The 20,243-nt window shown below is 63.4% G+C and carries 12 protein-coding genes; 3 read left to right on the top strand and 9 right to left on the bottom strand.

The genetic code is table 11. From position 1 onward, the window contains the following. Positions 1–34: 34 nt before the first annotated feature. The 8 genes from P3T24_RS37315 to hrcA form a co-directional block, all read right to left on the bottom strand. Positions 35–2,041, bottom strand: a complete 2,007-nt coding sequence (locus P3T24_RS37315) for a chorismate-binding protein (protein WP_074266209.1) — start codon at positions 2,039–2,041, stop codon at positions 35–37. Positions 2,042–2,069: 28 nt separating this feature from the next. Then, the gene (gene dnaJ, locus P3T24_RS37310; protein ID WP_074265810.1) at positions 2,070–3,209 is read right to left on the bottom strand and encodes a molecular chaperone DnaJ; all 1,140 of its coding nucleotides are present in this window, start codon (positions 3,207–3,209) and stop codon (positions 2,070–2,072) included. 268 nt (positions 3,210–3,477) lie between these two features. Next, positions 3,478–5,439 (bottom strand): molecular chaperone DnaK, encoded by a 1,962-nt coding sequence (gene dnaK / locus P3T24_RS37305; RefSeq protein ID WP_074265811.1) that lies wholly within the window; start codon positions 5,437–5,439, stop codon positions 3,478–3,480. A 215-nt stretch (positions 5,440–5,654) separates the two neighbouring features. Continuing rightward, entirely contained in the window at positions 5,655–6,080 is a 426-nt protein-coding gene (locus P3T24_RS37300; RefSeq protein WP_074265812.1) for a thioredoxin family protein, read from the bottom strand. A gap of 56 nt (positions 6,081–6,136) precedes the next feature. Then, the gene (gene grpE, locus P3T24_RS37295) at positions 6,137–6,715 is read right to left on the bottom strand and encodes a nucleotide exchange factor GrpE (protein WP_074266210.1); all 579 of its coding nucleotides are present in this window, start codon (positions 6,713–6,715) and stop codon (positions 6,137–6,139) included. Positions 6,716–7,187: 472 nt separating this feature from the next. Continuing rightward, a complete protein-coding gene (locus tag P3T24_RS37290) occupies positions 7,188–7,595 on the bottom strand; it encodes an RNA-binding S4 domain-containing protein (RefSeq protein ID WP_074265813.1) in 408 nt (135 codons plus the stop codon). 81 nt (positions 7,596–7,676) lie between these two features. Then, positions 7,677–8,747, bottom strand: a complete 1,071-nt coding sequence (gene hemH, locus P3T24_RS37285) for a ferrochelatase (protein ID WP_074265814.1) — start codon at positions 8,745–8,747, stop codon at positions 7,677–7,679. A 212-nt stretch (positions 8,748–8,959) separates the two neighbouring features. After that, the gene (hrcA, locus tag P3T24_RS37280; RefSeq protein WP_074265815.1) at positions 8,960–9,979 is read right to left on the bottom strand and encodes a heat-inducible transcriptional repressor HrcA; all 1,020 of its coding nucleotides are present in this window, start codon (positions 9,977–9,979) and stop codon (positions 8,960–8,962) included. A gap of 308 nt (positions 9,980–10,287) precedes the next feature. Here hrcA and P3T24_RS37275 point away from each other — a divergent pair, with 308 nt between their 5' ends. Together P3T24_RS37275 and recN are read left to right on the top strand one after the other, a co-directional pair. Beyond that, positions 10,288–11,190, top strand: coding sequence for an NAD kinase (locus P3T24_RS37275; RefSeq protein WP_074265816.1), 903 nt, complete (start codon positions 10,288–10,290; stop codon positions 11,188–11,190). Between the two features lie 101 nt (positions 11,191–11,291). Further along, positions 11,292–12,989 (top strand): DNA repair protein RecN, encoded by a 1,698-nt coding sequence (recN, locus tag P3T24_RS37270; protein WP_074265817.1) that lies wholly within the window; start codon positions 11,292–11,294, stop codon positions 12,987–12,989. Between the two features lie 33 nt (positions 12,990–13,022). Here the strand turns inward: recN and glnE are convergent, their stop codons facing one another. Next, positions 13,023–15,815 carry a bifunctional [glutamate--ammonia ligase]-adenylyl-L-tyrosine phosphorylase/[glutamate--ammonia-ligase] adenylyltransferase gene (glnE, locus tag P3T24_RS37265; protein WP_429441716.1) on the bottom strand — a complete coding sequence of 931 codons (2,793 nt, stop codon included), beginning with the start codon at positions 15,813–15,815 and terminating at the stop codon, positions 13,023–13,025. Between the two features lie 175 nt (positions 15,816–15,990). Between glnE and P3T24_RS37260 the strand changes: the two genes are divergently transcribed. Continuing rightward, positions 15,991–20,184, top strand: a complete 4,194-nt coding sequence (locus tag P3T24_RS37260) for a YhdP family protein (protein ID WP_074265819.1) — start codon at positions 15,991–15,993, stop codon at positions 20,182–20,184. The last annotated feature ends 59 nt before the right edge of the window (positions 20,185–20,243 follow it).

Genomic DNA, 20,243 nt, shown 5'->3' with positions numbered 1-20,243 from the left:
CCAACCTCGCGAGCCTGTCGTCGTGGCCGGAATCCTACCCTGCGACACGCGCCGGTAAGGCACCCCGCAACGCGTTGCATATAAGAAGCGCGTCGGCATTCAATACGTCAGCGCGCCTCAGGACACGCTCCTGCGCATCCAACTCCGCATCTTCAAGCAGCACTCCTCGCATCACCCCAGGCAACACGCCTGACGATAACGGCGGCGTCCACCAGCGCCCATCCAGCTTCACGAATACATTCGAACGGCCGCCTTCAGTCAACTCGCCGCGCTCGTTAAAAAACAGCGTGTCGAACGCACCCAGGGCCTCGGCGTTGCGCCAGCCGCGGTCGTATTCCGCCCGGCGCGTGGTTTTGTGATGCAACAGCATGTCGCTCGCCTGGGTGGCCGTGAAACCGTGATCGGGGGCGAGCAGTACGCCGACGACATTGTCGGACAGTGGCGTCAGCGCTGCTGCGCTAATCTGCACCGCACCACCTTTGGCGAGAGCAAGTCGTACGCGATGCGGTACTCCGGCTGACAGCGCAGCGCACTGCGCTTCGATTCGCTCGCGCAAATCCGCTTCGTCGAACCTGAAACCGAGCCACGCCGCACTCGCCGCAAGCCGTGCGAGATGGCGCGCCACGTGGCGGACACCGTCCTCACGCGTCGCGTACATCGTTTCGAATAGCTCGAAGCCTGGATCGGCGTTAGTGAGGAATCTCGCTTTCCACTGGCACTCCGCGTATTCGTCAGCGGCAACGCTGTCGAGCACGATGCCCGCCCCAACGCCCATGCTGCCGCTACGGGTGCCGGTTCTGCCGTCCGGCGCATCGAGCGTCAAGGTGCGAATCGCGACGGACAGACAAAAGTCGCCGCAGACGCTGTGGGTGTGGTTTGAGGCGCTCGCCACTTCTGGAGCGTGCGAGTCGTTTGTCACGTCCGAGGCATCTGAGACATCCGACGCGTTTGCCGAATCTGAAGAAGCGTTTGTGGTGTGGCTGGCGGCATCGAGCCAGCCGATCGCGCCGGTGTACAAACCGCGTGGCGAGGTTTCAAGCCTGTCGATCAACTGCATCGTCCGATGCTTCGGTGCACCGGTAATCGATCCGCACGGAAACAAAGCGCGCAGCACGTCCGCAAACGAAGTCTGGGCACGTAACCTCGCCTCTACAGTCGACGTCATCTGCCACACCGACGCATACGGTTCGACCGAGAACAGCGCTGGCACCTTGACCGAGCCCGTCTCGGCGACTCGCGACAGATCGTTGCGCAAGAGGTCGACGATCATCACGTTTTCCGCGCGATTTTTCGGATCGTTGGCGAGAAACTCGGCGGCGTGCCGGTCGGCGACGGGATCGTCCGGGGTACGTGGCGCGGTGCCCTTCATCGGACGCGCGCGTAACGTGACACCCGCTTTCTCGACAAACAGCTCCGGCGAGCACGACAACACCCAACGGTCGCCGGGCAAGGCGACCAACGCGCCATACGACACCGGCTGCCGCGCCCGCAGCCGGCGATACAGCGCAGCGGGCGTGCCAAAGACGTCGAACCTGAGCCGGTACGTGTAGTTGACCTGATAGGAATCGCCGATACTAAGCGCGTGATGAATCGCCGCGATGGCTGCTTCGAATTGCGCCGGATCGACGCTGGGGCGCGCGGCGGTGGTACCCGCTACCGACGGTTGCTCCGCGCCGCCGTCGCGTTGCACCAGCCACGCGTCGGCTTCGTCACGCGAGAGCTTCGCGCATTGCTCGAACAATAAAAAACGCAGCGTGGCATCGTCACGCTGCGTTTTATTCTCTGACTGGCGGGACTGGCCGCCGGAGGACCGCGCACCGTGCAGCACAAGCTGACGGCCGAACTCATAATCGCCGAGCATCACGGCATGCAGACCACGCCGCAAATCAGCGGCCACCGCATCGCATACTGCATCGAGCTGCTCCGCATCCACGCAGACACGCTCATGCAGAAACCGCGTGTACAGGCGGCTCGAGCGCCGCGCCGCCGTCGCGTGGCAATCGTCGAGCAATGCAAACACGGCGTCGCGATCATCCACCATCTTGCCCGCCACCAACTTCAAACTTCCATTAATCGAAGAAGCTCTTCACACGATCGAACCAGCTCTTGCTTTGCGGGCTGTGACGCGCACCGCCCTCGACCAGCGACTTCTCGAACTGCTGGAGCAGCTCGCGCTGCGGCTCGGTGAGCTTGACCGGCGTCTCGACCTGCACGTGCACATACAGATCGCCTGCAATGCTCGAACGCAACCCCTTGATGCCCTTGCCGCGCAGACGGAAGGTCTTGCCCGACTGGGTGCCTTCGGGCACCGTAAAGCTCGCGCGGCCCGCCAGCGTCGGCACTTCGATTTCACCGCCAAGTGCCGCCGTTGTGAACGGAATCGGCATCTGGCAATGCAGATCGTCGCCGTCGCGCTCGAACACCGAGTGCTGCTTGATATGGATTTCGACGTACAGATCGCCCGACGGACCGCCATTGATACCCGGCTCGCCGTTACCGGCCGAGCGGATCCGCATGCCGTCGTCGATACCCGCCGGAATCTTCACTTCCAGCGTCTTGGTTTCCTTGACCTTGCCAGCGCCGTGGCAATTCACACACGGATCGGGAATGTGGCTACCCGTGCCGTGGCACTTCGGGCAAGTCTGCTGAATGCTGAAAAAGCCCTGCGACATCCGGACCGAACCCGCGCCGTTACAGGTGGGGCAGGTTTCCGGCTTGGTACCGGGCTTCGCGCCCGAACCGTGACAGACTTCACACGACACCCAGCTCGGCACCCGGATCTGCGTGTCGTAGCCGTGCGCGGCCTGTTCCAGCGTGATTTCCATGCTGTAACGCAGATCGGCACCGCGGTACACCTGCGGACCGCCACGGCCGCCGCCGCGCGCAGCGCCACCGGCCGCCTGGCCGAAGATGTCGCCGAAAATATCGCCGAATGCATCGGCAAATCCGCCGAAGCCCTGCGCGCCGGCGCCGCCCATATTCGGGTCGACGCCTGCATGGCCATACTGGTCGTACGCCCCACGCTTCTGCGAGTCCGACAGCATTTCATAGGCTTCCTTCACCTCTTTGAAATGCTCTTCCGCATCCTTGTTGCCCGGATTGCGGTCGGGGTGATGCTTCATCGCCAGCTTGCGATAAGCCTTCTTGATTTCGTCGTCGCTCGCGTTCTTTGCGACGCCCAGAACCTCGTAGTAATCCCGTTTCGCCATATCGGTTCAACGCCCGCCGCGCAGCAAGGCACGGCGGCTCCTCTTGAATGCTGGAGTCTTACGACTCGTCCGGCCGTTGCTCGCCCCTCGTTTGCACGAATTGAGCAACGCCCTCCATAAAACAAATGTGCCCGGAGAGCCCAAAAAGGCTCACCAGGCGCGATAACCGCTTTGCAGGTTTATGCCCCCACAGACGGACACAAACCGTTTTGCAGCCGACCCGCACACATTGCTGTGTGCGGCTTTACGGTCAGACGGCGACCTGGCTTTAGTCCTTCTTGACTTCCTTGAACTCGGCGTCGACCACGTCGTCTTCCGGCTGGCTTGCACCACCGGCCGAGGCACCACCCGGCGCTGCGCCCGCGGCACCGGCCGCTGCGCTTGCTGCACCTTGCTCGGCCTGCATGTCGGCGTACATCTTCTCACCGAGCTTTTGCGAGGCCGTTGCCACGACTTCGATCTTGGCTTCGATCGCCGCCTTGTCGCTCGAGCCGCTCTTCAGCGTGTCTTCGAGGTCCTTCAGCGCTGCTTCGATCTTTTCCTTCTCAGCCGCTTCCAGCTTGTCGCCGTATTCGGTGAGCGCCTTCTTCGTGCTGTGGACCAGTGCGTCGCCCTGGTTGCGGGCATCGGCCAGTTCGCGCAGCTTGTGATCTTCTTCCGCGTTTGCTTCGGCGTCCTTCACCATCTTTTCGATCTCGGCTTCAGATAGACCCGAGTTCGCCTTGATGACGATGCGGTTTTCCTTGCCGGTCGCCTTGTCTTTCGCGCCGACGTGCAGAATACCGTTCGCGTCGATGTCGAAGCTCACTTCGATCTGCGGCACGCCGCGCGGTGCAGGCGGAATACCTTCGAGGTTGAACTCGCCCAGCAGCTTGTTGCCGGCTGCCATTTCGCGTTCGCCCTGGAACACCTTGATCGTGACGGCACCCTGGTTGTCGTCGGCCGTCGAATACACCTGTGCGTGCTTCGTCGGGATCGTGGTGTTCTTGTTGATCATCTTCGTCATCACGCCGCCGAGCGTTTCGATGCCGAGCGACAGCGGGGTCACGTCGAGCAGCAGAACGTCCTTACGGTCACCCGACAGAACCTGACCTTGAATCGCGGCGCCCACGGCCACGGCTTCGTCCGGGTTCACGTCACGGCGCGGTTCCTTGCCGAAGAACTCCTTAACCTTGTCCTGCACCTTCGGCATACGCGTCATACCGCCGACCAGAATCACGTCGTCGATTTCGCCAACCTTCACGCCAGCGTCCTTGATAGCCAGACGGCACGGCTCGATGGTGCGTTCGATCAGTTCTTCCACCAGCGCTTCGAGCTTCGCACGCGTAATTTTCAGGTTCAAGTGCTTCGGACCCGACGCGTCTGCCGTGATGTACGGCAGGTTGATTTCGGTCTGCTGGCTCGACGACAGTTCGATCTTGGCCTTTTCAGCTGATTCCTTCAGGCGTTGCAGCGCGAGCACGTCCTTCGACAGGTCGACGCCTTGTTCCTTCTTGAACTCGCCAATGATGTAATCGATGATGCGCTGGTCGAAGTCTTCACCGCCGAGGAACGTATCGCCGTTCGTCGAGAGCACTTCGAACTGCTTCTCGCCGTCAACGTCGGCGATTTCGATGATCGAGACGTCGAACGTGCCGCCGCCCAGGTCATACACGGCGATCTTGCGGTCGCCCTTTTCGTTCTTGTCGAGGCCGAACGCGAGCGCAGCTGCGGTCGGTTCGTTGATGATGCGCTTGACTTCCAGACCGGCGATGCGGCCCGCATCTTTGGTGGCCTGACGCTGGCTGTCGTTGAAGTACGCGGGAACCGTGATCACCGCTTCGGTGACCGGCTCGCCGAGGTAGTCTTCAGCGGTCTTCTTCATCTTGCGCAGGACTTCAGCCGAGATTTGCGGCGGAGCCAGTTTCTGATCGCGCACTTCGACCCAGGCGTCACCGTTGTCGGCCTTGACGATCTTGTACGGCATCAGCGCGATGTCTTTCTGCACTTCTTTTTCTTCGAAGCGGCGGCCGATCAGGCGCTTGACCGCGTACAGCGTGTTCCTCGGGTTCGTGACCGACTGACGCTTCGCAGGCGCGCCGACGAGAATCTCGCCGTCTTCCATGTAAGCGATGATCGACGGCGTGGTGCGCGCGCCTTCCGAGTTTTCGATCACCTTGACCGAATTGCCTTCCATGATCGCCACGCACGAGTTGGTCGTGCCGAGGTCGATGCCGATGATTTTGCCCATTTTTACTAATCTCCTGACTTTGATCGCTGCGGTAGGTTGCCTTGTGCCCATCTGGCGGCAAGGCAACCCGCCTTCAATTCAAACCTGCACTCAACATAAGTGCGTCTGCATCGTTTTCAAGACCTTGAATGCAATGCGGTCTTTAATTTTTTTCAATCGCCTGCGGCTTCGGGATTGGCGTTGCCGGGGATTTGCCCGACTTGTTGCCACCCCGGCTAACCGCCAGTACCGGCCACGCCATCCATCGCCTTTGAAACGGCCTTTGCGGCAGCCTTCCCCCGGGCGGCTGCCACCGCCGCCTCGAACTGCCCGAGGCCGTGCCAGCCAGTCGCCCGGCCAAGCCGCTTGCCACGATGAAAGAAGAACCACGTCGGCACGCCATGCAGCATGAAACGGCGGCCCAGCTCACGGTGCTCGTAGACGTTGCTGTGAAACCATCTAAGCCCGAGCGCGCGAATCGCGTCGGGCTGCGCCAGCATCGCCTTCTTCGCTATTTCGCAGTTGAAGCAGTCGAGTCCCCAGAAGAACACCACCGCCACCTCATCGCGAACCGCTTCGAGCGCGGCGTCGAACGACTCTGCGCTCAATTCCTGCATCTCGAACACGGCAAAAGCCGTGGAATCGACGGGAAGGTTGGCCATGATAGCGGGGATGCCTGCCCGGGAGCGCCTGAGCGATGCCTGAGGTCTACTTCGGCTTACTTCGGCTGGGCGACGGTAACGAGCGCCGGGCGCAGCACGCGGTCGGCGATCACGTAACCCTTTTGCAGCACGGAGACGATGGTGTTGGGCTCCTGCTCGGCCGGCACCATCGAAATAGCCTGGTGACGATGCGGGTCGAACTTCTCGCCTGCCGGAGGATTGATCGCCACGACGCGGCCTTTCTCAAGCGCACCGCTCAACTGGCGCAGCGTCAGCTCGACACCCTCACGAACCTTCTGCAGGTCGTCGGACGAGTGGGCGACGGCGGCCTCGAGGCTGTCGACTACAGGCAGCAGATGCTCGGCAAAGCTCTCGATCGCGAACTTGTGAGCCTTGGTGACATCTTCCTGCGCACGCCGGCGCACATTTTCGGTCTCGGCCTTGGCACGCAGAAAGCTCTCCTGCAACTCGGCGATTTTGGTCTGCGCTTCGGCCAACGCGGCTTCGGCGCCGGCCGGCGCAGCTTCAGCCGGGTTGACTTCCGGCTGAGCTGCGTTGGCCTCGGCAGCCTGGCGCGCGGCTTCTTCGGCGGGCGTGGGATTCTGGCTCGTCGGATTCTCTTGCGTGTTTTCCATGTCGCTGAAAGTCGTAAAAAAGTTAAAGCCAAGGGCGGCCGCGTGGTGCTCTGAAAGGCCCGCTTGAGCGTTGCAGAAACGCCACACAAACCACCGCTCATCGCCTACTGAGTTTGGGTCTCAAAGCACGATTTCAAGCGGTCAAAAGGAACTTTTCGCACCGCAACAGTGCGGCAGAAATGCCTCGTTACAACCATTAATCAGATAGAGATTGAGCGGCCTCGTGGACTGACCTAAACTTCAGCTGTCCACCCGGGAAGGCACGTTTACCCTAACCTGGTATATACCACTTCACTTAACTCATCGCGCGTTCGTCCAGCATCATTTCGGGGGAGTACCGTGAAACTGACCTTCGCAATATCCGTGGTCGCCTTGGTGCTCGTAGCGGGAACCACGACCATCTGCATGTCCGGGGCCGTCAACGACAGCACGACCGAATATGGCGGCGTGCACGCGACGATGGAACAACTGTTCAATCCCCACCTGAAAGTTTGTCGATAGTGCGCCGGTCGCGCTTGGTCGGACGCCCGTGCAAAGCGGCGGCCGGCTCGCGATACGTTTTACGCCGCTCCTGCTCCACCTGCCGCTTCACCTTGCTTTCCTCGGTTTCCGCATAAAGCGTCTGCGCCACACTCGCCGGGCCGCGCACGTCGCACACACCCAGTACTTCCACCTGCCATACGATGCGTTCGATCTCGATTTCGACGAGATCGCCGACCCGCACCTCCTTGGCCGGCTTGACTGCAGCACCGCCAATCCTTACGTGAGCTTTGTCAACGGCATCCGCTGCCAGCGAGCGTGTCTTGAAGAAACGCGCTGCCCATAACCACTTGTCGATGCGCAGGCGCGCGCCGGGTTCGGTCGAAATCCTGTAGTTCATCAGCTAGTCTGGCGCCCTATGTACGAAGCGGCGTCGCAAGTTGCGCATCAAGCGCGTTGAAAACGATTCCGTCAACCAGTCTCACGCCGGCACCGTACCTTGCGCGGAGGCCACCTGCACCGGCCAGCCCTGCAGGTTCTGGGCGACGATCTCCCCCAGCGCCGCAATCCACGCCTGCGAGGCGTTCAGGCAAGGAATGCGGTAAAACTCCTTGCCGCCCGCATGGACGAACTCGTCGCGGACTTCCATGCCGATTTCCTCAATAGTTTCCAGGCAATCGGCAGTAAAGCCCGGACAAAACACATCCGCGCGGCGCACCCCCGCCGCGCCCAGCTCCTTGAGCGTCGGCGCGGTATAGGGCTGCAACCACTCAGCCTTGCCGAAACGCGACTGGAACGTGACGCGGCACTCCACCGTTGTCAGCCCGAGCGCCTGCATCAACAGTGCCCCCGTTTGCTGGCACTGGTCGTGATACGGGTCACCGAGATCGAGCGTACGTTTGGGAACGCCATGGAAGCTCAGCACCAGCTTGTCGCCGGCCGCGAAATCCGGGCGTCCATGGGCATGCCAGTACTGGTGTACCTGCGCCGCCAGCGCCGCGATATACGCCGGATGATCGGCATATTGGCGGATGGTGCGGATTTCCAGCTGGTTGCGCATGCGTTTGAGCGCCGAGAATGCAGCGTCGAATGCCGTAGCCGTAGTCGACGACGAGTATTGCGGATACATCGGCACCAGCAGGACGCGCTCGGCACCCGCCAGCTTGAGCTGATTCAGCATGTCCGGGATGCCTGGCATGCCGTAGCGCATGGCGTAGTCGACGATCGCCGTGTAGCCGTTCAACTGCAGCAGATGCCGCAGACCTTCCACCTGCTTCTCCGTGAACACGCGTAACGGCGAGCCTTCCGGTGTCCATACCGCAGCATATTTCTTGGCCGACGAGCGCCCGCGAACCGGCAGGATCAGGAGCCGCAAGATCACCTGCCAGAGGACCGCGGGAATCTCCACGACACGTGGGTCGGACAGAAACTGCGCGAGGTAGCGCCGCACGGCCCGTGGCGTCGGTGCGTCGGGCGTGCCCAGATTGATCAGCAAAACCGCAACACGATGAGATGTGGCGGGTTGCGATGGCCGCTCGAGATCGAAACGCATAGGCAACAGGGCTAGCCGCGTACAGCGGGAAATCGGTTCAGGTGAGAGTCATTATAGCGGGGCGGTCCGCAGCCGATACCTGGCCATTCGGCCGATTGGCAAGCCGCGCGCCGCATCGCATCATTTGCAGCATGCAATTCGGGCTCCTGCCCGACGGAGATGCGGGCAATGGCAAGGCAATGAAACGTGCCGCGGTACCGGGGCGCAGACGCTTATTGTTGGCTGAGCGTCAGCGAGAGCAGGCGCGCGGTGATGTCGACAATCGGAATCACACGGTTGTAGGCCATGCGCGTCGGCCCGATCACGCCGAGCGTACCGACGATCTTGCCGTTCACTTCATACGGCGCGGTCACGACGCTCATTTCCTCGATCGGCACGAGATTCGACTCGCCGCCAATGAAGATTTGCACGCCCTGGGCGTGACTCGATACGTCGAGCAACTGAAGGAGGCTGGTCTTTTGGTCGAATACATCAAACAGCTTGCGCAGCCGCGCCATGTCCGAAGACAGGTCGGCCACTTCGAGCAGATTGCGCTCGCCGGAGATCAGCACGGTCTCGCCGGCGTCAGCTTCATCTGTGCTGGCCTTGACGGCGGCGTGCATCAGCGTGGTCATGTCGCCGCGCAGCTCGTCGATCTCTTCGCGCAGGCGCCGGCGCACTTCGTCGAAGGAAAGGCCGGCAAAGTGCGCATTGATGTAATTGGACGCTTCCACCAGTTGCGACGGCGAAAAATCGCGTTGCGTCGCCATGATGCGGTTCTGTACGTCGCCTTCGGGCGTGACGATGATGAGCAGGATGCGCTTGTCGGACAGGCGCATGAACTCGATCTGCTTGAAGACGTGACTGCGCCTCGGGGTCAGCACCACGCCGGCAAACTGCGACAGGCTGGACAGCACGCTCGCCGCCGCTGCAACGATCTTCTGCGGCTCGCCCGCCTGCAGCGTGGTCTTGACGGTACGGGTGACCGCTTCCTCGTCCGCCGCGGACTCGACTGTGAGCATCGTGTCGACAAACAGACGATAGCCGCGCGGCGTTGGAATGCGGCCCGCCGAGGTGTGCGGGCTGATGACAAGCCCCGCCTCTTCCAGATCGGACATCACGTTGCGGATCGTCGCCGGGCTCAGCTCCAGACCGGAGTAGCGGGACAACGTGCGCGAGCCGACCGGTTGACCTTCAGCGATATATCGCTCGATCAACGTTTTGAGGAGGGTTTGTGCGCGGGGATCTAGCATGACGGAAAAGTTTAGCTTAATGACGCGACGACCGCGAGCGCTAACAATAACAGCGTTCACGCCTTCGTTGGCGAGGCATGGGCTGCATGTGCCGGTTTGCCCGCACAACCCCTGGCGCGAACCCGCACCTGCGGGTTCGACGCAACGCATACCATCCCGCTGTCACGAGGAGTTCATCATTCTGCCGATAATCCTGCGCAGGCCGGCCGGCACGGGCCTGCAGCCCGACAGGCGCGCCCGCGTGGCGCCGGCCACCCATGTGGCCGCGGACGGTTCTTTTCAGCCCTCACCTATGGTGTAATGCCGGCATGCAAGTTACCAGTCAGTTCAAGACCGTCGCGCTCGTCGGGCGCAACAACACGCCAGGCATTGGCGAGCCGCTGACCGCGCTCGCCGCGTGCATCGCCAGGCGCGGCTTCGACGTGGTGTTCGAAGCGGACACCGCTGCGGAGATCGGCATTACCGACTACCCCGCCCTGCGCCCCGCGGAAATCGGCGCCCGCGCCGACGTGGCCGTGGTGCTGGGCGGCGACGGCACGATGCTCGGCATCGGCCGCCAGCTTGCGCCGTACCGCACGCCGCTGATCGGCATCAACCATGGGCGGGTCGGCTTCATCACCGACATCCCGATTTCAGCCATGCAGGAACTCGTGCCGCAGATGCTGAGCGGCAATTTCGAGCGCGAGGAACGCATGTTGCTGGAAGCGCGCATCATGCGCGGCGGCAGCCCCATCTACCACGCGCTGGCCTTCAACGACGTGGTGGTCAACCGCAGCGGTTTCTCGGGAATGGCGGAGCTGCACGTGGCCGTGGATGGCCGCTTCATGTACAACCAGCGCTCGGACGGACTGATCGTCGCCACGCCGACTGGATCGACCGCCTACGCGTTGTCGTCAGCCGGGCCAATCCTGCATCCACAGTTGCAAGGCATCGTGCTGGTGCCGATTGCGCCGCACGCATTGTCGAATCGCCCCATCGTGCTGCCGGACGACTCAAAGGTCAGCATCCAGATCGTCTCCGGCCGCGACGTCAACGTCAACTTCGACATGCAGTCGTTTACCGCGCTCGAACACAACGACAAGATCGAAGTGCGCCGCTCACGCCATACCGTGCCGCTCCTGCACCCGGTCGGCTACAGCCATTACGCGACGTTGCGCAAGAAGCTGCACTGGAATGAATACCCGTCGCACGAAGACGACATCAAGCCCTGAACCGATCCCGAATCCTGAATCCTGAACGAACACTGCGCCGATCCTGAGCTAACCCTGAGCACCTGGCCGCAGCCGGTAACCCAAGCTACCAGACGACCTCCATGCTTCGCCACCTCTCGATACGCGACTTCGTCATCGTCGCCGCGCTCGACCTTGAATTCGACAGCGGCTTCACGGTTTTCTCGGGCGAAACAGGCGCCGGCAAATCGATCCTGATCGACGCCCTGGCACTCGCGCTTGGCGCCCGCGCCGATGCAAGCGTCGTGCGCACCGGCGAGGCCCGCGCGGATATCACCGCGGAATTCGAAACGCACGCTCAGGTGGATCAGTGGCTCGACGAGCAGGCGTTAGGCTCGGCGAGCGGCACGAATAGTACGCACGGTGCAAACGGCGCCGGTTCGCACGACGAGACCGTCATGCTGCGGCGTGTGGTGGATGCGAACGGCCGCTCGCGTGCCTTCATCAACGGCACTGCGGCGACGCTCGCGCAACTGCGCGAGGTCGGCGAAATGCTGGTCGACATTCACGGACAGCACGCCCACCAGTTACTGATGCGCCCGGATGCGCAGCGTGAGCTATTCGATACGCACGCAGGATTGGTCGACAAGGCTGCCGCGGTGAGCCGCGCCTGGCGCGCCTGGCGCGACCGGGCGCAAGCGGTCGAAACAGCCAAAACGCGCGATCGCGAACTGCAACTCGAACGAGAGCGGCTCGCGTGGCAACTGGCCGAACTCGACAAGCTCGCCCCGCAGCCGGGTGAATGGGAAGAGGTCAACGCAGAACACAACCGTCTGTCGCATTCGGCCAACCTGATCGAAGGCGTGCAGGGAGCGCTCAACGCCCTCTCCGAGTCGGACGAGGCGATGATCACGCATCTGGCATCGATCGTCTCGAAGCTGCGCGACCTGGCGGAAATCGATCCAGCGTTAAACGATGCGCTCGCTGCGCTCGAGCCTGCTGAAATCCAGTTGCAGGAAGCTGCCTATTCGCTGAGCCACTACGCGCAAAGGCTCGAACTGGACCCCGACCGGCTCGCCCAGATCGAAAGACGTGTCGACGCCTTGCATTCGGCCGCGCGCAAATTCCGTCTGCAGCCGCAGACGCTGCCGGAGGAACACGCCGCGCGTCGCGCGCAACTGGCCGCACTGGACGCCGCCGCGGATCTGGACAGCCTGCACGCTGCCGAGGCCAAAGCAAAGGAAGCCTATCTGGCCGATGCCAAACAGCTGTCCAAAGCACGTGCCAAGGCCGCCAAGGCGCTCGGCTCGGCGGTCACCACGGGCATGCAGGAACTGTCGATGAAAGGCGGCAGTTTCGAGGTCGCACTCGTCGCGCTGCCGGAAGGCGGAGCGCATGGCCTCGAACAGGTGGAATTCCGCGTTGCCGGGCACGCCGGCGTGCCGCTCCGGCCGCTCGCCAAGGTCGCTTCAGGCGGCGAGCTGGCGCGGATCAGCCTCGCGCTCGCTGTGATCGCGAGCGCCGCCAGCCCGACCCCCACCCTGATCTTCGACGAAGTGGATACCGGTATTGGCGGTGGCGTCGCCGAAGTAGTCGGGCGTCTGCTGCATCAACTCGGTCGCGCTCGCCAGGTGCTGTGCGTCACGCACTTGCCGCAAGTGGCAGCGCGCGGCGACCATCATTTCCAGGTGGCCAAGGCATCGGACAAGAAAGGCGGTACGGTCAGCAGCGTCACGTCGCTGGACAAGGCCAGCCGGATCGAGGAAGTGGCACGCATGCTCGGCGGCCTGGAGATCACCGCCACCACCCGCAAGCACGCGAAGGAAATGCTCGCGGCGTAGACGGCAGTTACGACAGCGCCCCCCGCCCTCGCCTCACCCAAACACCCGCTTCCACAACGCCAGCACAGCCGCGCGCTCCGCCTCGACGGTCTCCGGCTCGACGCGCGCCTTCTCCATCCCGTCGAGCCTCAACCTGTGCTGCAGCTTGCGATACGTGCGATAAGCCGCGCCAACCGTCTCGGCCTCTTCCTCGCTCATCATCCCAAAGCGCGACACCTCACGCAGCAACGCGATATTGCCCGTATTGCGGATCAGCTCGGGGTCACGCGCGGCGTGCAGCAGCACCCAATACTGAACGGTGAATTCGATATCCACCATCCCGCCGCGATCGTGCTTCAGATCGAACAGCTCGGTACGGTTTGGATGGCCGGCTTCGACGCGTTCGCGCATCTCGACAATCTCTTTGGCGAGCGGCCCGGCCTCACGCGGCGTGGTCAGTACCTGCTCGCGGATCGCTTCGAAGCTCGCGCCAATCTCGGCATCGCCCGCGCAGTAGCGTGCCCGCGACAACGCCTGGTGTTCCCACACCCACGCCGTATTGGCCGCATCGCCCTCGCGTAACTGGTAGCGCCTGAACGCATCCAGATCGGTGACGAGCAGTCCCGATTCGCCGTTCGGCCGCAGCCGCAGGTCCACGTCGAACAGCGTGCCCGCACCGGTCGCCATGGTCAGCCACGTGATCAGACGCCGCGTATAGGTGGAATAGACGTCGGCGGCCGCATCGTCGGGGTCGTCGTAGAGAAAGATCAGGTCGAGGTCCGACGCGTAGCCCAGTTCCTTACCGCCCAGTTTCCCGTACGCGATGATGGCAAAACGCGGCACCTCGCGATGACGTTTGGCCAGTTGCTTCCAGACTGCCTCGAGCGTCACGTCGAGCACGGCATCGGCCAGTTCGGAGAGCCGGTCGCTCACGTGTTCCACGCTCAGCTTGCCGGCCAGATCGATCAGCAGGATGCGGAACACTTCAGCCTGGTGCGCATGGCGCAGCAAATCCATCTGTTGTTCGACGCCGTCCGCCGCGGCAAGGCGCAAGCGCAGCGTGCGCTTGAACTCGGCCCAGTCGAACGGGCTCGCAATCGCTTCGTCATCGAGCAGTTCGTCGAGCAGTTGCGGATGGCGGATCAGATAACCGGCCGCCCAATGCGAGGCGCCCAGCACCGACAGTACGCGGTGCAACGCCTGCGGATATTCGGTCAACAGCGCCAGATACGCGCCGCGCCGGCTAACGGCCTCGAGCAGGTCGAAGAAGCGCGCCACCGTGTCGCCACGCCGCGCGGGCGGCTCCAGCGTGCGCGCGGCTTCGAGCGCTCGCTGCGCGACAATATCGAAGCGCTGCCGGCTACGCTCCGCAAGCCCCGCGTAGCGCGACGAATTCCACACGGCGCGCAGGCGCGCGAGCAGCTCGGCGGGCTCGGGAATTCCCAGTTCGGCGATGCGCGCCTGCAACGCAGCTTCCGCACTATCGTCGGCCAGCGCGCTACTCCAGACCCACACCGCGGCACCGTCTTCCGGCGCACCGCAACCGTCGCGGCCGTTCACCTTGTCGGCGAAAATCTGGTCGAACTGCTGCTCGACCATCTCGCGATGCGCGTCGAGCTTCGCCATCAGCGCCGCGTAATCGTCGAAACCCATCGCACGGGCCAGCGCCGCGCGCTCTTCCGGATCCACCGGCATCGCATGCGTTTGCGCGTCATTGCGATACTGCAGCCGGTGCTCGAGTTCGCGCAGGAACCGATATGCCTGCGAGAGCCCCACACACACGACCGGCGCGATCAGACCATGCGTTGCGGCGTGGCGCAGCACGGCGAGCGTCGGCCGCACGCGCAGGCCCGCGTCCTGGCCGCCGCGAATCAACTGGAACACCTGGGCGCTAAATTCAATCTCGCGGATGCCGCCACGGCCAAGCTTGATGTCGTCGGCCTTGTCCGGCCGCATCGAGGCACGGCGCTGCGCCTCCTGGCGAATCTGCAGATGCAGCGCGCGAATCGCGCTGATCACGCCGAAGTCCAGATAGCGGCGATAGATAAACGGTGTGCAGATCGCATCGAGCTGCTTCTGCATGCGGCGTGCAGCGTCACTGCTGCCTTCGGACACAAGCCGCCCCTTGATCCAGGCGTAGCGCTCCCACTCGCGGCCCTGCACGTAAAAATACTCTTCGAGCATGCCAAGACTACACACCAGCGGTCCCGAATCGCCGTTCGGCCGCAGCCGCATATCGACGCGAAATACATAACCGTCGGCGGTCACTTCGGCTAGCGCGGCGATCAGGCGTTTGCCGAGACGCGTGAAAAAGTCCTGTGTGGCAATCGGCGGACGCTGACCGCCGGCGGTCTCGCCGTCTTCTTCGTAAATGAAGATCAGGTCGATGTCAGACGATACGTTCAGCTCGCGTCCACCCAGCTTGCCCATGCCGACCACGCCGAGCGCAAGACGCTCGCCCTCGGGGCCGCGCGGCTCGCCGTAGAGCATTTCGAGATCGGCGGAGAGCACCGCCATCGCCCGCTGGATGGTCGTTTCGGCCAGATCGGTCATGGCTCCGGTGACTTCCGCAACATCGGCGCGCCCAGCCAGATCTCGCTCCATCACCGCGCAAAACACCTCGGTGCGTAACTGACGAAGCGCGCATTTGAGACCCTCTTCGGTCAACGAACCATCGGCGGAACTCGCCAACGCCGCGCACAGATCGTCGAAGCGGGCTTCGATCCGTTCGCGCGTGACGGGTTCTGCAGCCAAGGTCGCAATGCGTTCGGCCAGTTCGGGACGAGCCGCCAGCGCGCGCGCTGCGTAATGTGAATAGCTGGAACTCAGGAGTGTGGCTTGGGTCATCAAGGGTGTGGATCGTTCGTTGCTGTATCCATCTCATCACGGAGCCAGGCGCCGCGTCGCACAGGTCGCGAGACGGCATGGGCACAGGCTTTGAAGGATATTCGTCGCGACTGGCCCGTGTGTTACATTTCGTCGTCAGATCGCAAAACTACCATACGCCCATCCCCGCCGCAGCATGTCCGAGCGAAACGAATCCGCCGCGCAACAGGAAGCCGGACAAGTCAGGTCAGTGAGCGGCGACCACCACGTGGTGCTGCGCCACACCCTGAGAGTGCTGCTGGGGATCGCGCTCGTCGTTTATTTCATTGCAGCGGCTCTGTTCATGGGTCTGCGTTACGGCTTGCTGCCGTACGTCGATTCTTTCCGGCCGCGCATCGAAACCCTCGTCTCCGAGAAGATCCACGCGCAACTCACTATCGGCAAACTGGCGCCGCACTGGACCGGTTTCCAGCCCGGCATCGACGTCACCAACCTGATGATCCGGGACCGCGAAGGCAAGGTCGGGCTAAACATCCCGCATGCCACCGCCACGGTCTCGTGGAGTTCGCTGTGGCAATTCAAGCCGATCCTCTCGAGCCTGATCGTCAATCAGCCTGACGTGCTGATCGAGCGCGGCAGCGACGGCTCGCTCTCGGTCGCCGGCGTCGTGGCGCCGAGCACCCATACCGGCAATGACACCTTCAGCTCGTGGCTACTGCGCCAGCAGGCCATTGTGCTGCGCGGCGGCACGCTAAGGTGGCACGACGCGCGCCACGATGCACCTGAACTTGCGCTGCAGAACATTCGTCTGGCCATTCTCAACGACGGCTATAACCACCACCTCGCGCTGCAGGCGCCGCCGGACGGCCGGGTCCTGCATGGCCCGCTCGATTTCCGCGTGTACTTCAAACATGCGCCTTTGTCGGCTATCGGCAAGCCGATCAACTGGACCGGCCAGGCTTACGTGTCGACCGGCCCGGTCGATCTGCCCGCGCTAGCCCACTACATGGATTTCCCAATCGAGACGTTCGCGGGCCGGATCGACAACGCTATCTGGATCGACTTCGCCCAAGGCCGGACGACCTCGGCGAGCGGCGAGCTGAGCGGCTCCGATATCTCGTTGCGCGTGCGGCCGACCCAGCCGCGCCTGGACGTGCCGGTCGCGAGCTTTTCCTGGAAAGTCGAGACGGGACCGGACGACTACACGCTGCAACTGAACCACCTGCACGCGGAACTCGGCCAGCCGCCGCTCGAGGACGGCACGCCGCTCACCCGCACGCTGGCCCTCACCACTTTAAGCGGCCACTACCGCCGCGCATCGGTACAGCACGGCCAGTTGTTTAGCGTGACCGGCGACCGTGTCGATCTCGGCATACTCGCCGAATTCAGTCGCGCGCTCCCGCTCTCGGGACATCTGTTGAATGAACTGGTGCGCTTCGACCCTCGCGGCCTGGTGGCGAACTACCTGATCGAGGTCGAACGGGCCAGGCCCGAATCCGGCGAGGCGGCCAGCGAACGTAATGCAGGGGGCGCCGAACCGATCGTGCGCTACCGCTTCAAGGCGGACCTGCAGGGCATCAGCGTCGCGGCCCAGGAGCCGCCGCCAGGGCTCACCCCGTTGGGTCACCCGCGGGCCGGCTTGCCTGGCGTGGAAAATCTGTGGGGTAGCGTCGACGCCGACGAAAATCATGGCGCCATGAGCATCGACACCAACAACGTGGCCCTTACGCTGCCTGGTGTTTTCGATAACCCGCGCCTCAGATTCGACCGCCTGAAGGGTCGCGGCAGCTGGACGGTCAAGCCGGCGGCGCCAGGTGAAGCCCACAAGGCGTTTGCCATTACCGTCCCGGAACTGAGCGTCGCCAATGCGGATGCGGTCGCTTCGGCGACCGCGAACTACAGCAATCCCGGCCACGGTCGCGGCTCACTCGACCTGACGGCGAAGTTCGAGCACGCCCAGGTCACGCGGATCGTCCGCTACCTCCCCACCAGCATCCCCGAGAAGCTGCGCACCTACCTGGGTCACGGGCTGCAAGCCGGCATCTCGCGCGGCGGGGTGATCGAGATACACGGCGATCTCACCAAATTCCCCTACTCGCGCGACCCAACTGCCGGCGTGTTCCAGATCGTGGCGCCGTTCAAGGGCGGCAAGTTCGACCCGTCACCTTTCCCGCCGCGCATGATGAAAGACGGCGTGACGCCGAATGTGTGGCCGCCGCTGGATGGTATCGACGGCACGTTCTCGCTGAAAGAGAACGTGCTGCGCTTCGACGTCGATCGCGCGCACTACAAGCGCGTCGCGCTCGGCAAGGTCAGCGGCAAGATCGACGATCTGGGCACCAAGGCATCGAGCCTGGTCATCAACGGCGATGGACACGGGCCGCTCGCCGACATGCTCGACTACGTCAACGCGAGTTCGCTCGGCAGTCTCTCGAAGCATGTCGGCGAAAAGGTGCAGGCCGAAGGGCCCGCATCGCTGGCACTGAAGCTGACAGTGCCGCGTACGCCGAAACCGCACATCGCCGTCGAGGGTGCGATCGGCTTCCAGAACAACCGTCTCAGCACCGACAACGTGCCGCCGCTGTCGCAACTGACCGGCAAGGTTCATTTCACCGAACACACCGCCCAGCTCGATCACTTGAGCGGCCAGTTCATGGGCGGTGACGTGCACGCCAACGGCGGTGTGCAGAACAACGGCACTTACGCGCTTGATCTGAACGGCCACATTGCCGTCGACGCAGCACGCGGTCTGAATCTGCACGGACCAGCCGCCCAGGTGCTCACGCGCATGAACGGCAGCGCGCCCTACGAGGTAAACGTAACGGGAGCCAAAGGGCATCTGCCTAATGTCACGGCCAACTCCGACCTGACCAGCCTCGCGCTCGACTTCCCCGCGCCGTTCAACAAGCCGCTCGGCCAACCGATGCCGCTGCATTTCACCTTCAAGCCCGCCGCCTCGGAAAGCGACGCCGGCCTGCAACGCGCCGACCTCAAGTTCGGCCCGATAGCCGCCACCTACCTGCTGCGCCACACGCCGGGCAAGCCGCCGGAGGTGGTGGTCGGCGCAGTCGGTGTCAACAAGCCGGCTGAACTGCCGAGCGAAGGCGTGATCGCCGCGGTCGACATCGACGCGTTTGACGCGGATCAATGGCGCGCCCTGGTGACCCAGATGCGCAGCAAGGAAACGCCCCCGCCGCCCGGCACCCCGGCGAGCGCCCCCAACCCGACGCTTACGCAGTTCCTGCCCAACCGCTTTGCCGTGCATATCGGCACGTTGACGCTGCTCAAGCGCCACTGGGAAAGCGTGATCGTCGGCGCATCGCGGGACAACGGCAACTGGCAGGCCAACATCGCCTCGAATCAGGTTTCCGGCCACGTGGCCTGGCTGCCCGGCCCCGTCAAAGGTTCGCCGGGGACGCTGCAGGCCCGTCTCGCCCGCCTGGTGATTCCGTCTGCCACCGAAAACGATCTGCTCGGCCAGGCGATCTCGGCCCCGGCGCAGAACATGCCGACGATCGATCTGGTGGTGAACGAACTGATCGTGCGCGACCACAACATCGGCAGTCTCGAAGTCGACGCGCATAACTTCCAGGAAGACGGCGTGCCGGTCTGGCAGCTGGACAAGCTCGACATCACCAACCCGGCTGCCACGCTGACCGCCACCGCCAACTGGCGCACCTCGACGCAGCTCGGCGCCAATGCCGACGAAGACACGCCAAAGCGCACCGTGTTCGACTTCAAGCTCGATATCAAGGATGCCGGCGCGTTGCTCCAGCAGTTCGGCCAACCGCGCACGCTCAAGGGCGGCAGCGGCACGCTGTCGGGCAAGGTCGTCTGGCGTGGCGGCCCGACCCGCATCGACTATCCGACGCTGAACGGCAACCTGGCCGTCGACATGCGCCATGGCCAGATTCTCAAGGTCGATCCGGGCGTCGCCAAGCTGCTGGGCGTGCTGAGCCTGCAAAGCCTTGCGCGCTTTGCGACGCTCAATTTCAAGGACGTGATCGGCGAAGGTCTGCCGTTTGAAAGCGTGACCGGAACCGGACAGATCAGCGACGGCATCGGCCGCACCGACAACTTCAGGATGGTGACCGCGCCGGCCCGCGCCGAGATGGCGGGCTCGGTGGATCTCGCGCAGGAGACCCAGGACCTGCACGTGCACATTGTGCCGACCGTCAGCGCGGGCGCTGGCGTGGTGGCGGCCACGGTGATCAATCCGCTGTTCGGCCTCGCTGCGCTGGTGGCGGACCTCGCGCTGTCGAAGTCGATTTCGAAGGCGTTCGCAATGGACTACGCCATCACCGGTTCGTGGTCAAAACCCCACGTCGAGCGGGTGCGCGGCGATCGCGGTAAGATGGACCTGCCGGCTTCGACCGTGGAAGCGCAGTGAGTCCCGCAGCGAGCCCGTATCGCCGGGTTCAGCGGTCCCGCGGTGGCGAAGCGGCGGCG

Origin of the sequence: Paraburkholderia sp. GAS33 (assembly GCF_050436645.1) — a bacterium.
Classification (GTDB): domain Bacteria; phylum Pseudomonadota; class Gammaproteobacteria; order Burkholderiales; family Burkholderiaceae; genus Paraburkholderia; species Paraburkholderia phenazinium_B.
Note: the sequence above shows the minus strand (reverse complement) of the source record. Positions and strands in the feature narration are given on the sequence as shown.